Here is a 15,884-nt window from a genome sequence, read left to right as displayed (position 1 = left end):
TTAAATATGCTCATCAACAATTGTTACCATGGAGATAACCTAGTTTGAACCAAGCATTCCCAATGTGATACGGCGTAATTGTCCCCTTAAACTAGCATCATAAACCTGAGAGCCAACTTTGATAATCACACCACCAATGATGTCAGGATCAACTTTCGTTTCCAACTCCACAGCACTAGCACCCGTAAGAGTTTTAACCTTTTCGATCAATTTTTCTGATTCCCCATCATATAACTTCACAGCGGAAGTAATTTCAGCGAGGACGACATTGTTAAGTTTGCGTAGAATTTCTAAATATTTGGCTAAAACACCTTCAATGAAGCTAATTCTACCTTTGTCCACTAACAATAATAAAAAATTGAGCAAAAAAGGATTAATCTGCTCACCAGCAATATTTTTAATAACGGATTTTTTCTGGTCTGCCTTAATCATAGGACTGGCAAAGACCGCTTTTAACTCTGCGGACTCCCTCAGCAATGTTGCTAAAGAGCGCACATCGTCACCGATAGTATCGGCAATATTTTTTTCTTTGGCTAAGGACATTAAGGCCTCGGCATAGGGTTCTACTACTTCTGCGGTAATAGCACTTTGCATTTTTAACCTCCTAATTGCTCAACGGCACGACTAATGATTTTTCCTTGAACTTCATCAGTCAGGGTTTCTTTTAATTGCTGCTCTGCTTTCTCAAGGGCTAAGACAGCAATAGTTCTTCTTAACTCATTTACTACTTTAGCTCTTTCAGAGTCTAGCTCTTGCACCGCAGTAGCGTTCATTCTTTCTATATCTTTTTGTCCTTGAGCCAAAATTTCTTCTCTAACTTTACCAGCGGTGGTTTGGGCATCAGAGAGAATGTTTTTCGCTCTTTCTTGAGCTTCGTTTAAGTTTTTCTGTCCTTCGGCTAGAGCTTTGGCGGCATCAGCAGCTTGTTGTTCTGCTTCTTGAATTTCTTGGGCAATTTTATTACGTCTTTGTTCGAGTAAGTTGCCGATGAATTTACCACCATATACTACTAATAAACCAATTACAATAATTAAGTTAATTAGGTTAGAGCCTAGAATGTCTGAACTTAAACCAAATCCGCCCTCTGCTGATTCAGTGGCTAGATAGAATAAAGTCAACATAATTATTTTTTGTTTAAACTAGGCGTGTTTATTTTATGTTTTTTTGAGGGGGAGAGAACGAGAAAAATCCCTTCTCCATGCCCTGATTATGGAGCTACTTAAGCAAACTCAGGTCCTAACACTTTCTCTACGATTTGCTTGGTGAGGGCTTGAACTTCTTGCTCTAAAGCTGTCATGGCTTCTTTTCTTTCCACTTCAATTTGCTCTGATGCTTTTTGACGCTCGGCAATAACTTCTTGCTGAGCTTGTTGGCTTTTTTCAGAGACTATTTTTTGAGCTTCAGCTTCGGCACTCGCAATAATTTCTTGAGATTGTTTGCGGACTTCCTTTAATTCCTGTTCATACTGTTGAACGAGGGCTAAGGATTTTTGTTTTTGCTCTTTGGCACTGTTTAATTGACCTTGAACATATCCTGCTCTTTCGTCAATTGCTTTTCCTAAAGGTTTATAAAATAGGGCATTTAATATCGTTGCTAATAGTAAAAACTGTACTGCCATAAGGGGCAGGGTAGCGTCAATATCAAATAAACCCCCTTCTGCGGTTTCCGCCGCAAATAAAATCCATTGTGTCATCATCATTTGACTTTGGGGCAGAATTTACTGGTTCTTTTGTTCAATATGCAATTATCCTTAAAAGTATTACTGCAATTGATATTTTTTGGTTCTTAGGTGTTTAGGCATTCGCTCACACTGAGAGATACCTAAAACCTAAAACCTATTTTGTCCTTTGGTTTATTTTAGATTTAGATGTAATCTAAAGGATTTAAGCGAAAGGATTGGCGAATAATAATACTAATGCTACAACTAGACCGTAGATGGTTAGTGCTTCCATGAATGCTAAACTGAGAAGTAAAGTTCCACGGATTTTGCCTTCTGCTTCAGGCTGACGAGCAATACCTTCTACGGCTTGTCCTGCGGCGTTACCTTGACCAAGTCCAGGTCCAATGGCTGCTAAACCTACGGCTAAGGCTGCTGCGATTACTGATGCTGCTTCTACGCTCATAATTTTTCCTTTTTTTCTTTAATTAAATTAGTACAACAAGAATTTTTAGTTTTTCGTGTGGGGATTGGATTATATAAATCTGTTCCCTATGTTAGTTAATCACACTATGGCAATTTATTTAAGCCCAAAATGTATTTAACTATATTTTGGTTTTTTATGCTAGTGACTAGGAGGTTTATTTTTTGCTCTTAGTCATGTTCTTCGCCGTGAACTTCTAGGGCTTCTCCGATGTAGGAACCTGCTAGGGTGGCGAAAATTAGTGCTTGGATGGCGCTGGTAAATAGTCCTAGGGCCATTAGGGGTAAGGGTACAATTAGGGGTACGAGTAGGACTAATACACCTACGGCTAATTCATCGGCTAGGATGTTTCCGAATAGACGGAAACTTAGGGATAAGGGCCGGGTGAAGTCTTCGATCGCCCTAAAGGGTACCATAATGGGAGAAGGTTGGGCATAGTCAGCGAAATAACGTAAACCTTTTTTACTAATCCCTGCATAGAAGTAGGCGAGGGAGGTTAGGAGGGCAAAGGCTACGGTGGTGTTAATATCCACGGTGGGCGCTGATAATTCTCCTTCGGGGATTTCGATTAATTTCCAAGGAATCAAAGCCCCAGACCAGTTGGAAACGAAGATGAATAAAAATAGAGTACCGATGAAGGGAACCCATGGACGATATTCTTTTTCGCCAATTTGATCTTTGGTGAGATTGCGTAAAAAATCGAGAACGTATTCCATAAAGTTTTGGAATCCGCTGGGTATTCTTTGAACGTTTCTGGTAGCGGCGATGGAGGCGATGAGTAGAACACCGATGACGAACCAGGATACGATAAATACTTGTCCGTGGACTTTATATTTACCAATTTCCCAGTAAAAGTGTTCTCCTACTTCGATGGCCGCTAGTAAGCGATTATTTAGATTGATTATATTTGTTAGTTCCATTAAGCAAGATTTTCCCTGATTGTAGGAATCTCAGACAATTTACCATAAAATTAACCCTTTACTCTGATTTATTTTTGCCACTGAGTAAACTACTGGGCAAAACCGTAAGCAGAATAGAGGCTTTATATGTCATGAAACCTAAAAAAATAGGTATCACTTCTAGTTGCGGTCGTTGGATGGCAATGATCATTAATCCAGCGAAGAGTGCTAGACGGGTTGAGCCGATGCTTCTTTTGCCGTTGCCTACCTTTTCCACTTCTCTGGCTAACAGGTTGATATAGACTAGACCTACACAGGCTCCTAGGAGATAGTTTAGTCCTGTATTTAGGGAGTAAAATACCCACACGAGGGCGAAGCAGGATAGCCCGATGGCGAGGGTGGCGAGGAAAATATTATATTTCAGTTGATAATATTCTGCCATGTACTCGTCTTTTTTATTTTCTGGTTCTGGTTCTGGTTCTGTTGGAGGAATAAGAGTTTCCAGATTTTCTTTGTTAGTGGAGGTTTCTGAGGTAGTCACTAGGGGCGATCGCACTTGCTTATATTTACCATGATTTTAGCCACACAACAGCAACTAAAACTAGCTTTTATCTTACCATGGCACGAGGGCAGAAATGAATAAATGGGTAAAAAGCAAAAGTGTAATAATTAATTATCCATTGTTAAACTAAGCCAATCAAAAAATCTATTCCATGCCCACCAAATATCCTCATCCCCATTAATTTTTTGTCCTTGTTTCGAGTTAACATACCCTACATGACCACCATAGTTAGTTAATATTAAATTCAAGTGAGGATTACTACTAACTTCCCTCTGCAAATCAGGAATGATGGTGGGGCAAAACATGGGGTCATCTTCTGCATAGATAATCAAAGTAGGTTTTTTAATCTTCGACAAAATCCGAAAAGGACTACTGGCGTAGTAATAGTCAAGGACAGTCTTAAAGCCTAGGGAGGGAATAACTAAATATTCATCCACGGTGCGAATGCTATGAATTGATGACAAAATTCCTAAATCAATATGTTGGGGATGGTACTGATGGAGGTTAGTTATTAATTCTTTGAGATTTTCAGTGATGGCTTTATCCAAATGTTTTTTAATCGGATGATTTTCTAAATAGGTAAGGGATTTTTCCGCATTAATACTAGGACAAATTACCCCACAACCGCCAATATCGTCCTCCGTTAAACCCGAATTTTTCAACTTATCGGATAAAGATGAGCCATAAAATATTGCCCAGAGGGCTAGTTGCCCCCCTAAAGAATATCCCGTAAACCAAAATTTGCTAGGGAAACCTTCTTTTTTAGCTTGGGACGCAATGTGCAAAAAATCTTGTCCTTCAAAAATGCCATCGGAGGGCAGGGCAGGGGATAGAGGTAAACTTTTGCCATGGGCTCTCCAGTCAAAGATGATAATGGCGTAGCCTTGATAATAGGCTTTTCTAGCAAGTATTTCTAAATACCATTGATTTTCTAGGCTTCCTGTAATACCGTAGGTGGCAATGATAGTTCCTTTGGCTTGAGGAGGAATGGCGGTGAGGGCATAAAGGGGAGTGTCATCCATGCCATGATATATCTTTTCTTGGTACGGTAAGGGTGCTAAATTTAGATATTTTTGCCATTTTTTATTCATTATTTTGGCAATGTATAGGGTTTGAATTATCCCATTTCTAAGATATAAAGGAGGTTTATAGTCATAGTTTTGTTTGATCATTTATTTCGTGAAAAGATTATTGATTTTGTATGTTGAAATACATTTAAAATTTTATTTATTAATTACCAACGGTGGTTAATAGTTTATTTTTTTTATTGAGATATTAATGATCAGTTCAATGGTTTATCCTATGCTACTATTTCTCTTTCTTTTCTATGGTTCAAGGATTGGGTGATAGTTCAATGATTCTTGGTGATTTTATGTTAAATCAGGTTACTAAATATTAATTATAAGGGCGATCGCCCCTAGATAAAAAAAGAGCCTAATTTGAAAAAATAAGATAATATAAAGTAGTATATTTAGGTCTCTCCGATAATTCTTAAATGCCATGATAGATTCTCGAACACTTAGTGAATTATACCTAAGAGAAAATACGCAAAAGAATCAAATATTATCAGATTACCAAAAACTAATCCTAGATAACATAATTGATGGAGTGGTGATATTTAAAGATAATCACTACATATACGTTAATCAAGCCTATACAGAAATTTCAGGCTATAAAGAAGAAGAATTATTAGGCAAAAAATGGCAAGATTTTTATCCCCTAGAGGATGGACAAAGGATAGAAAAAGAAATCCTATCGATTTGTAAAGAGAATAAATATTGGAGAGGAGAAGAAGTTTCCTATCACAAAAATGGTAGTAAAATTTGGAAACAAATGTCTTTATCCTTCATTGAAAATGGCATTTTAATCGGAATTTGTCGAGACATTACCGAAAACAAAAAAACTCAAACCATGCTCAAAGCCCAAGAGTATGCTATGCGGAGTTTGTATCAAGTAACCGCCTCATCTGACCTAACTTTTGACGAGAAACTAGAGGGGATTTTTAATCTAGGAAGAAAATTCTTTGATCTCGAAATGGCTGTCTTAACCCGTGGAGAAGAGCAATGTATTCAAATCATCAAATTTCAGAGGGAAAAAAGAAATGGTGAAGTGGTGCAATTACCCTTGTACATGGACAAAGAGCAATCATTATGCTTTATTTGTTTACAACAACAAGAACCTTTAGTCATTGAATCCTTAGCTAATTCAAGCTATAAAAATCATCCGGGGCATACCTTTTGGAATATTCAAAGCTACATTGGTTCAAGAATAGAAGTATCAGGTAAAACCTACGGTACTTTGTGCTTTTTCTCCTTCGATGAAAAGTCTGACCATGAAATAACGGAGAATTCCCAACAACTGTTAAAGTTAATGGCTCAATGGATAGGCTATGAAGTCGAGCGCCAAGAGTCTCAAAAATTGTTAGAGCAAAAGTTTCAACAGGAAACACTACTAAACAAGATAGTCAAGTCCATTCGACAAACCATTGATTATCATGAGCTATTTCAAAGGGCTGCCCAAACCATAGGAGAAGCCTTTAATGTAGATCGTTGTCATATCCTAACCTATGATGGTGATTATTTTCCCCCCGTTACCCCCGTGGCTGAATATTTAGCCTCTGGCATCGAGTCTATGAGTAAATATAATATTATCCCAGAAAAGCAAAATTCCCGTAATCCCCATGTAGAAAAAGTATTAAGTCAGGATAAAGTGGTGGTGAGTAACGATGTATTTCAAGATGAATTACTTCAACCCATGCAGACTATGTGTGCTGCCATTAAATTAAAATCGATGATGGCGGTGCGTACTTCTTACTTTGGTCAAGCTAATGGTATCATTGGTTTACATCAGTGTGGTTGCCATCGTCAATGGACTGATACAGAACAACAGTTATTGGAAAATATTGCTTCTCAGTTAGGCATTGCGATCGCCCAGGCTAAACTATTACAACAAGAAAAACAACAAAAAGAACAATTAGAGCTAAAAAATAAAGCCCTAGAAGAAGCCCGAAAAGAAGCAGAAACCGCCAACCGAGCCAAAAGTGCTTTTCTAGCCACCATGAGCCATGAAATTCGTACCCCCATGAATGGAATTATGGGCATGGCAGACTTACTGGCTAAGACTTCCCTTAATGTAGCACAAAAAGACTACGTAAGTACCATTAATCAAAGTAGCAACTTACTGCTGACAATTATCAACGATATTTTAGACTTATCAAAAATAGAAGCCGATAAAATTGAACTAGAAAATAATCCCTTCAACCTCCATCAATGTATCGACGAGGTATTAAAACTAATGAGGGGTAATGCCCTTAGTAAACAAATCAAACTTACCTACATTAAAAATGACTCCATTCCCTCCCACTTTATGGGGGATGCCAACAGAATAAAGCAAATAATACTCAACCTCGTTAGTAACGGTATAAAATTCACCCCAGAAGGAGAAGTTCAAATAACCACAGAAGCCCGTCTTTGCCCCGATGGTTTCCATGTAATTCAAATTGCCATCAAAGATACAGGCATCGGCATTGCCCCAGAAAATCGTGAGATGCTTTTCAAACCTTTTTCCCAGATAGACGGCACCAATACCCGCAAATATGGTGGCACAGGATTAGGTTTAGTCATCAGCCAAAAATTAGCCCACTTAATGGGGGGAAAAATAACCTTTCAAACACAATTTAACATTGGTTCAACCTTTTATCTTACCCTCAAATTACTTGCCCTATCTTCGGAGGAAATAAGTTCATCAAATCTCATAAATCAAGATAAAAATAGAGAGCCACAAAACTCAAAAATATCCTCCCTACCTATCAAAATTTTATTAGTAGAAGACACCCCCGTAAATTATAAAGTAGCCCGTTTGATGTTCCAAAAATTAGGTTACTTAGGGGATAAATTAGATATTGTCTATGACGGTTTACAAGCCCTAACGGCGGTGAGAGAAAATTCCTATGACATCGTATTCATGGACTTACAGATGCCTAACCTTGACGGTTTAAATGCCACCACCAAAATAAGAGCCTTGGGTAACCAAATAAAACAGCCATGGATAGTTGCCATGACGGCATCCGCCCTAGCAGAAGATCGAGAAAAATGTTTTAATGTAGGAATGAATGATTTTGTAAGTAAGCCCATTCGCTCTGGGGATGTGCAACAAGCCCTGACTAGATTTGCCAATAGTTTGATATTTTAAAAGCCCTATGAACATTATTATCTTATCCATGATTGCCGCCCTCATAATTCCCATGTATCAGTCATGGCGAGATGAAAACGTATGGCAAAAAATGTTAGCGGTTGCCAGTATTTCTACTAAAACGGCTCTCCTCATTTTGGTAATTGCTGTTTTTCGGGATGATTGGATGATGGGGGTTGTGGGTGTCATTATCTTAACGGTAGGTAATGCGGGGTTAATGTTACTTGCCCATCTACTCAAAAGAATGGGTGAAATTTAGCCATTTTTTTTTCCATTGGCTGGTAGGTTTCAAATCCGATGATAATTGCTCTTTTTCTCTACGTTCAATGATAGCGGTGGCTGTATCCGTTAAACTAGGATCTCGGTAGGGGGTAGAGGCACGGGTTTCGAGATGCTCTAATTCCATATTTGATAAGGGTTCTAAGGGTATTACATTATTTTTTGTGGCTAGGGTACCGGGCGATCGCCTTCCCACGGTATAATTTCTACCTATGTTTAAACCCACTAACATCATCGCTTTTCGCACACTTGCCGAGCAAGAATAGGTGGCTAAAATACCATCATCGGCTAAACATTGAGATATTAGTTCAAAAAAATCCACCGTCCATAATTGAGGACATTTAGGAGGAGAAAAGGGATCGAAAAAAATTGCATCGGCTTTAAAGTTTTCTTTTAATAGTTTTCTTACTGTTTCCCTTGCATCACCGATAATTAATTCTATACTTAAGTTATTTTTAGCTAGTTTTTTAGTATTTGCTACGGTAGCTAAATTTTCCCTGACACTCGGAGGATAAAAACATAGTAAATTTTGTTTAATGGCCTCTTGAGGAACGTTTATATCTAACTCTAGGGCAACAATATCGAGGAAACAATCATAGGTATTTTCTCCGTAAACTTCTAATAATGAAGCGCTATTATAACCCAAACCATAACAAAGATCGATCACTTTTAGATGATTTTTTTTAGCGATTTTTTCTTTAATATTACAACCCTTAATGTAGGTTATTTCTGATTCTTGTTTAGCTCCATATTTACTATGAAATGTTTCGTTAAATTCTTGAGAATAAAAGGTATGGGAGCCATCTTCTGTTATTCTTTTTTCTAAATATTCCATGACTCATTTGGGATCGCTAAATTGTAATAAATAGAATAATTTGTGAATATTTTAACTTGCTTAAAAAATCAAAATAATACCAAGTCCAATATATAAACTATACTTTTTTTTATTATTTTTGGCAATGGGTATAAGGCTATTATTGGTTTTATTAATATACCTTTCTATAAGAATCCATACCTCAAATCAGCAACCCCTATTTTATAATATTATTCTAGTTAAACTGTATTTTCATAATGGATAAATCATCAGAAAAGTAATTACTATTATTATGTATTTTTGCGTGGTCTAAAATTTTATCTAAATCTGATTCTTTCTCTAAAATATCACTAAAATTATCGATTCCCCACATCTGTTGATCTGGTCCAATAATTTCATAAATTCCATCACTAAAAATATATAAAGTTGAGGGCGACTCTATTTCATAACTACTATTATCATAGTTTACGTTAGGAAACATTCCGATGGGTAATCCGGGGGTTTTTAACTTTAAAATTTGAGATTTACTTGAATTATCTCGATAAACATAAATACCGGGGGGATGTCCTGCACTTGAAAAGGTTAATTTTTTAGTATTAAGATTATATATACCATACCAAATAGTTAAATATTTATCATTTTTATTACTCATTTGAAAAAAATTATTAAGACTAAATAAAACTTGATTCGGTTCTTTATAATTAACTTTTCCTAGATTGCCGTAACGCAGTAAATTAAAGGTTGAAATGGAGGGAAGTGCTGCCCCTAAACCATGACCAGAAACATCTAATAAATAAAAAACTAAGTTTTCTTCATCTAAAAAGAAATAGTCAAAAATATCTCCCCCTAGTTGACGGGAAGGAATAAAACGAAAATCTATATCTATTTTTTCATGGTGCAAGGATTCGGGTAATACTACGCTGACATAGTCGGCTGCTTCTGATAATTCGGTTTCTAATTGATGCTTTTGCTTTTCTAGTAGTTTTTTCTGTTTTTCTAAAAGTTGTTTTTGTTTCTGTAAGTCTTGACTTAGTTGATGTAGTCTTAACCCTGCCCTGACTCTGGCTTTTAACTCTTGTAAGTCGATGGGTTTGCAAATAAAGTCGTCTGCCCCTGCGTCTAATCCTTGAACTCTATCATCTACGGATATTTTTGAGGTGATGAGGATAAAGAAGGTGGTGGCAAGGGCTGGGTTTTGTTTTACTTGCCGACAAACATCCAAACCTCCTAATTTTGGCATTAGCCAATCGGAGATGATGAGGGCGGGTTTAATTTTTTCGGCTAATTCTAATCCTGTTATGCCGTCGGAAGCGATACTGACTTCATAACCACTTTTTTTTAAGGTTCTGGTGAGAAGGATTTGAATTGTTCGATCATCGTCTATGATGAGAATGTGAGCCATTGTGGGATGTTTTACATGATTTTTGTGTAATGCTGATCTTTAGTTGCTAAGTCTAAAAACCAATTTTTCTGGTCAATAATTAATAGGATAACCAATTGTTACTTATTAAGAGTAGCGTATATAGTTGTTGATGGATTATGGTTAGTTTTGGTTTATCTAATATTTTTTTATGAGAAAGTTTAAGTTATATTTTTTATTTGCTGGTGTTTTTTTCCTGTCTGCGGGTATCATCATTAGTTTTTTGTCGGAAACTGATTCGGTGGTGGGTTTTATTTTTTCTTTGGTGGGGGTTTTGGTATTAGGGGGAGTATTAGTTTTTTCTCTTTATCAAAATCAAGGTTTTTGGGGAATGCGCTCGACGGAGGCGGGTACTAATGCTTTAATTTCTACGGGGTCTGTTATTCTTATTTTAGCGGTAATTACTTACCTTGGAATTAATTACTCTTGGCGGGTTGATTTGACTGAAAATCAGCTTTTTACCCTTTCTCCTCAGTCTCGGGAGTTGGTGAGTAATTTGGATGAGCCTTTGAAGGTATATGTCTTTGATAGTCCTGCTAATCCTAACGATCGCACTTTATTGGAAGATTATCAACGTAATAATAGTTTATTTGAATTTGAGTTTGTAGATCCACAGGTAAGATTTAGTTTAGCCCAAGAGTTTGGGGTGCAAAGAAGGGGAGATGTTTATATCGAAAAAGGAGGGCAACGGCAGTTGGTACAAACGGTTTCTCCCAATGCTCGGTTAACGGAAATTGCTCTTACAAATGCGATCGCCACTATCCAACGCACGGAGCAACCTATGGTATATATCTTACAAGGTCATGGAGAACCGACCCTAGAGGAGGGGGAAAATAGTTTTTCTCAGGCAGCCAATAGTCTTAATGAGAGGGGTTATGTCGTGCAAGGTTTAAACCTTACCACCACGCCCCTAGTGCCTCCTAACGCCGATGTATTGATTGTTAGTAGTGGTACAAGGGAACTATTAGAAGGGGAAGTAAGGGCGATCGAAAGATTTGTTAATAATGGTGGTAGTCTATTGGTAATGTATGATGCCCAAGCCCCATCAAGTTTAAATCGCCTATTTGCCCAATGGGGGGTAGTCCTCCACGATGGCTTAATCGTAGATGGCTCAGGCACTGGAGATGTATTTGGTTTAGGCCCTTCTGTTACCTTTGTGGTCGATTATGGCAACCACCCCATAACCCGTAATTTTGATAATGGTATTAGTATTTTTCCCTTTGCTAGGGCTATCTTAACCACAGAAGAAGAAAATATTACCCCTACCCCTCTCCTACTCACCAATCCTCAAACATGGGCAGAAAGTGACTTAACCCAAGATACCATCGAGTTTAACCCAGAAGAAGACCTCCCCGGTCCTTTAAATGTGGGAGTTGCTTTATTAAGGGAAAATCCTGAAGCCCCATCGGAGGAAATAGAAACCCCCCAAGAAATAGAAGAAACCCCCGAAGAAATCGAAGAAAGCCCCATACCCCCAGAGGATGATTTCTCCCAAGGAGATTTACCCCAACCCCCTTCCATTAATGAGCCAACCCCTGTACCAATTCAAGAAAATAATATGCCTGAGTTGCCCCCAGAAACAAGAATGGTAGTGATGGGTAATTCCACCTTTGCCACCAATGGCTGGTTTTCTCAACAACTTAACAGTGATGTTTGGTTTAACTCCATCGCTTGGTTATCTGGTGCGGATGAATCAAGCCTTTCCATTAGCCCCAGACTACCTAGTAATCGACGATTAAATATTGAAAGTTTCCATGTCAACTTAATCGGTTGGTTAGCCCTCCTGATTATTCCGGGGCTTGGGTTTGGCACGGCTATTTTTATCTGGTGGAAAAGAAGCCGTTAAATTTAATTAGGCAATGGTGCTGTTGGGCGATTTATTTGCGTCTAGCAGCATTTTTAGGTTTTCCTGAATCGCCTGTTGTAATTTATCGCAGTAAATTTCTTTGCTTTGACGATAGTCTTGGGGGGTGTCAAGGAAAATGATACTATCTACCTCTCGTAGGGTAAACATTTGAAAAAGAATCTCACCAATGCTAATTTCTTGGGCGACTATCTCTAGTTTATCTATTTCACTATCGGCAAACTGTACCGCATCTTCTACGGTGGGGAAAGCATACACCACTTTTTTTTCTACTTCTGGATTGTCTTGTTTTCCTAATACGGTAAGGACTAAATTATTTTCGAGGGTTTGTCTAAGGTAATACTTTTGATGGCTTAATTGTTGAGCATATACTTTTAAAACGGGTACAACACCATATTGCATAATGGGGGCTGGTACACCAAATTTTGGAGCTTGATTAATTAAATTGTCAAATTGTTGGTCTAAATTCATGATTTTGATTGGTTTTTCTTTCCCACTCTCATTATACTGACATCCTCTTAGCAATCAATGGATTAAGGAATTTAATCATCAATTCACCTTAGCTATTAATTAATTGGGCTGTATAGGAATGTTGAGGGTTAGTAAAAATTTTTTCGGTGATGTTTTGCTCCACAATTTGTCCCTGATTCATTACTGCGATACGATCGCACATATACCGAGCTACACTCAAATCATGGGTAATGAAAAGATAGGTGAGTTTAAATTCTTCTTTCAAATCTAACATTAGTTGCAATACTTGAGCTTGTACCGTGGCATCAAGCATACTCACAGGCTCATCACATATCACTAATTTTGGATTGGTAATTAATGCCCGTGCGATCGCCACTCGCTGTTGTTGACCCCCTGATAGTTCTTTGGGATAACGCTTCAAATAGTCTTCTGGGGGGCATAGACCTACTTTATTTAACATTTGGGTCACTTTTGACCTGATTTCAGTTTTACTGCCTAATTTGTGGATAAACAAAGGCTCTGCGATGGCATCTCCCACGGTCATGAGGGGGTTTAAACAGGCATGGGGATCTTGAAAAATCATCTGGATTTCCCGACGCACATTAATCATTGATTGGGGAGATAATATACTGATGTCTTTTTCTTTAAAAAATACCTGCCCTGAAGTGGGTTTAATTAGTTGTAAAATTGTCCGAGAAAGGGTACTTTTACCACATCCAGATTCCCCCACTAAACCAAAAATTTCTCCTTCATATAGTTGTAAATTTATGTTATCAACGGCTTTAATGGTTTCTGTTTTTTTGCCTAACAATTGTTCAAGGAAATTTGCTTCTAAGCTATAGTATTTGTCTAAATTTTTTAATTCTAAAATAGTTATTTTTTTCTCTTTTTCTTTATCTAAATAATACTCTTTTTTTTCTTGATTATGTAGAGTAGAATTCAGCAAAATCTTACTATAGTCATGGCTAGGTTGATTCATAACATCTTGTACCATGCCAGTTTCCACCATCTTTCCTTGATACATTACCCCAAGGCGATCGCCATATTTTCCTACCATATTTAAGTCATGGGAAATCAAAATCAAACCCATTTCTTGCTCTTTACAAAGGGTCGTTAATTCTCTCAAAATTTGGTTAGCAATGGTAACATCAAGGCTAGTGGTAGGTTCATCCGCTATAATTAATTTCGGTTGTAGTACAAGGGTAAGGGCGATCGCCACTCGCTGACGCATACCACCGCTAAACTCATGGGGATATTGACTAAAACGCTTTTTTGGTATTTTTACCAACTCCAAAGTATTAAAAACCCTCTCCTGTATTTCCCGAGAAGATAAATCAGGGCGATGGGCTTTAAGAGTTTCCCGACAATGTTCCCCAATAGTCATCAAAGGGTTTAATCTAGTCATAGGATCTTGAAACACTAACCCTACCGCCTCCCCTCGAAATCTGCGCATCTCTAAAGGATTATAAGAAGTAATAGATTTCCCTTGAAAAATAATATCCCCTTCAATCCTTGTCCCAGACGGTAACAATCCCATGATAGCCCTGCCAATGGTGGATTTCCCACAACCCGACTCCCCCACCAAAGCCAAAACTTCCCCCTTACCTACCCAAAAAGAAACATCATCCACCGCCCAATTGATTTCACCATCAACATTCTGATAATTAGTTTCATAGGCAATTTTTAAATTATTAATGGACAAAAGAGAGTCATTCATAACACAGAGAAGCCATATTTTTATTAATAAACTGTCTTAAACAAAAAAAGATACTGGAGATAAAGATACCACCATCCAGAATAGTACCACTAACATTAAAATCATTACCCCTATAATTTGTTCTAACTCCTCAAAATATCTGGATAGGGTGAAAACCATTTTCTTAAACATAACAAGATGAAGGGCAAAACCGATCGCATTTAGCCCCAAGGCTTTTAAAATACTGAGGGGAGTATAAGCCCCTAGATATAAAAAATTAGCCCCAAAAATAGCCACCATCAACGGTATAACCCCCCACCACACATTTGACTTAACCCTATCTATGCCATCACTAGGTAAAAAGATAAACTTAGCGTAAATCATAGCCGTACCCACCGCACTAATATTCATCAACAACTCCTCCGTCGAAGAAAGACTTTTGAGAGCAAGGGTTTTAGCGGCAAAACCATAAAACAGAGGAAATCCACAAATAGATAAACTACCCACCACTAAAGTTAACCATAACCTCGTACTCATTGCCCTATCTTGTAACTCTTGAATACTGCGACTAGGTAACACCCCACTTACCATAAATAAATTAGCCTTCGCCAATCCGTGGGCAAGGGCATAATATCCCCCCACTTCTGGGGCAACTAAAATCCACCCCAATTGCGAAACCGTACTAGAAGCCAATATTCTTTTGGTATCTTGGGAAAAGAAAGCATAAATAATACCGAAAAATGCCGTGGCAATACCCACCCCATGGAGAAGATTATTAAACTCATCCATTATCATGGCACACTGCAACAGCGGAAAAATTCCCGCCTTTACCACTACCCCCGATAAAATAGCCGACACAGGGCTTTCAGACTCCGCATGGGTAAGGGGTAACCACAAACCTGAGATAAAAATTCCTCCCTTAGTTAGTAAACCCAAAAAAATGAGGGCAATAGCTTCTGGGGGGCTATTTATCAAACCTTCAAAGGCAAAAGATTGATTACTTTTATATACCAATATAGTTCCCATGAGATAAAACAACATGGCTATATTGCTAGTAAAAAGATAACGCAACCCAACCCAAATACTACGATCTGTACGGGGATATGCTACCAATAAAAAAGCAGCAATACCTACAACTTCTAGGGCAACATAAACACTTAGAAAATCTGCACTGATAAATAAAGCATTCATACTACCGTGCAGGATAATAAGTTGGGTATAAAAAAAAGTGGTTTTCTCTGTTTGCCAACAATATAAAATTACTGCTCCCGTCACAAGGGCATTAGTTAAAATAAAATAGCCACTTAAGTTATTTATTAATAGTTCTACTCCAAAATTATCCAATAATTTTATCGAAAAATTAATATCATTTACTAAAATAAAAACAGCATAAAATGCCGAGAATAAAGTTGTCAATAAGCAAAATATTCTATCTATTTTTTTAATTAAATAAATAAGAAATCCAGCAAATAAAGGGAGTAGAATTACAACAATGGTTAAATTGGTCATCGAGTATTATTTTTGATATTTCGCTACTTTCTAAGGTG

15 protein-coding genes are annotated in these 15,884 nt (G+C 37.6%); 3 read left to right on the top strand and 12 right to left on the bottom strand.

The genetic code is table 11. The features are described from left to right. Positions 1–39: 39 nt before the first annotated feature. From atpH to ACXITR_RS12785, 7 genes are all read right to left on the bottom strand, one after another. Complete coding sequence (gene atpH / locus ACXITR_RS12815) at positions 40–594, bottom strand: ATP synthase F1 subunit delta (RefSeq protein ID WP_457997612.1); 555 nt, start codon at positions 592–594, stop codon at positions 40–42. A 2-nt stretch (positions 595–596) separates the two neighbouring features. Then, complete coding sequence (locus tag ACXITR_RS12810; protein WP_457997611.1) at positions 597–1,121, bottom strand: F0F1 ATP synthase subunit B; 525 nt, start codon at positions 1,119–1,121, stop codon at positions 597–599. A gap of 98 nt (positions 1,122–1,219) precedes the next feature. After that, a complete protein-coding gene (locus ACXITR_RS12805; protein WP_457997641.1) occupies positions 1,220–1,693 on the bottom strand; it encodes a F0F1 ATP synthase subunit B' in 474 nt (157 codons plus the stop codon). Positions 1,694–1,883: 190 nt separating this feature from the next. Further along, entirely contained in the window at positions 1,884–2,123 is a 240-nt protein-coding gene (gene atpE / locus ACXITR_RS12800; RefSeq protein ID WP_069789574.1) for an ATP synthase F0 subunit C, read from the bottom strand. A gap of 188 nt (positions 2,124–2,311) precedes the next feature. Then, a complete protein-coding gene (gene atpB / locus ACXITR_RS12795; protein WP_457997610.1) occupies positions 2,312–3,061 on the bottom strand; it encodes a F0F1 ATP synthase subunit A in 750 nt (249 codons plus the stop codon). 58 nt (positions 3,062–3,119) lie between these two features. Beyond that, positions 3,120–3,596, bottom strand: a complete 477-nt coding sequence (locus ACXITR_RS12790) for an ATP synthase subunit I (protein WP_457997609.1) — start codon at positions 3,594–3,596, stop codon at positions 3,120–3,122. A 113-nt stretch (positions 3,597–3,709) separates the two neighbouring features. Further along, on the bottom strand, positions 3,710–4,774 hold the full coding sequence (locus ACXITR_RS12785) for a YheT family hydrolase (RefSeq protein WP_457997608.1): 1,065 nt from the start codon (positions 4,772–4,774) through the stop codon (positions 3,710–3,712). Between the two features lie 328 nt (positions 4,775–5,102). Between ACXITR_RS12785 and ACXITR_RS12780 the strand changes: the two genes are divergently transcribed. Together ACXITR_RS12780 and ACXITR_RS12775 are read left to right on the top strand one after the other, a co-directional pair. Then, complete coding sequence (locus tag ACXITR_RS12780) at positions 5,103–7,793, top strand: ATP-binding protein (protein WP_457997607.1); 2,691 nt, start codon at positions 5,103–5,105, stop codon at positions 7,791–7,793. Between the two features lie 7 nt (positions 7,794–7,800). Then, on the top strand, positions 7,801–8,052 hold the full coding sequence (locus ACXITR_RS12775; RefSeq protein ID WP_015221391.1) for a hypothetical protein: 252 nt from the start codon (positions 7,801–7,803) through the stop codon (positions 8,050–8,052). On the opposite strand, the gene ACXITR_RS12770 is transcribed toward ACXITR_RS12775, so the two are convergent. Both ACXITR_RS12770 and ACXITR_RS12765 read right to left on the bottom strand, forming a co-directional pair. Next, the gene (locus tag ACXITR_RS12770; RefSeq protein ID WP_457997606.1) at positions 8,026–8,907 is read right to left on the bottom strand and encodes a tRNA (5-methylaminomethyl-2-thiouridine)(34)-methyltransferase MnmD; all 882 of its coding nucleotides are present in this window, start codon (positions 8,905–8,907) and stop codon (positions 8,026–8,028) included. The two genes, ACXITR_RS12775 and ACXITR_RS12770, sit on opposite strands and share 27 nt — an antisense overlap. A gap of 214 nt (positions 8,908–9,121) precedes the next feature. Next, entirely contained in the window at positions 9,122–10,288 is a 1,167-nt protein-coding gene (locus tag ACXITR_RS12765) for a PP2C family protein-serine/threonine phosphatase (RefSeq protein WP_457997605.1), read from the bottom strand. Positions 10,289–10,457: 169 nt separating this feature from the next. Between ACXITR_RS12765 and ACXITR_RS12760 the strand changes: the two genes are divergently transcribed. Then, complete coding sequence (locus ACXITR_RS12760; protein WP_457997604.1) at positions 10,458–12,152, top strand: GldG family protein; 1,695 nt, start codon at positions 10,458–10,460, stop codon at positions 12,150–12,152. Between the two features lie 6 nt (positions 12,153–12,158). Here the strand turns inward: ACXITR_RS12760 and ACXITR_RS12755 are convergent, their stop codons facing one another. From ACXITR_RS12755 to ACXITR_RS12745, 3 genes are all read right to left on the bottom strand, one after another. Continuing rightward, positions 12,159–12,641, bottom strand: a complete 483-nt coding sequence (locus ACXITR_RS12755) for a hypothetical protein (RefSeq protein ID WP_457997603.1) — start codon at positions 12,639–12,641, stop codon at positions 12,159–12,161. Between the two features lie 88 nt (positions 12,642–12,729). Further along, the gene (locus ACXITR_RS12750; protein WP_457997602.1) at positions 12,730–14,358 is read right to left on the bottom strand and encodes a dipeptide ABC transporter ATP-binding protein; all 1,629 of its coding nucleotides are present in this window, start codon (positions 14,356–14,358) and stop codon (positions 12,730–12,732) included. Between the two features lie 36 nt (positions 14,359–14,394). Further along, positions 14,395–15,846: a cation:proton antiporter gene (locus ACXITR_RS12745; RefSeq protein ID WP_457997601.1), complete on the bottom strand. Its 1,452-nt coding sequence runs from the start codon at positions 15,844–15,846 to the stop codon at positions 14,395–14,397. Between the last annotated feature and the right edge of the window lie 38 nt (positions 15,847–15,884).

The organism is Cyanobacterium sp., from assembly GCF_054166785.1.
The sequence above is the reverse complement of the archived record's forward strand: the minus strand, read 5'-3'. Positions and strand labels throughout refer to the sequence as shown.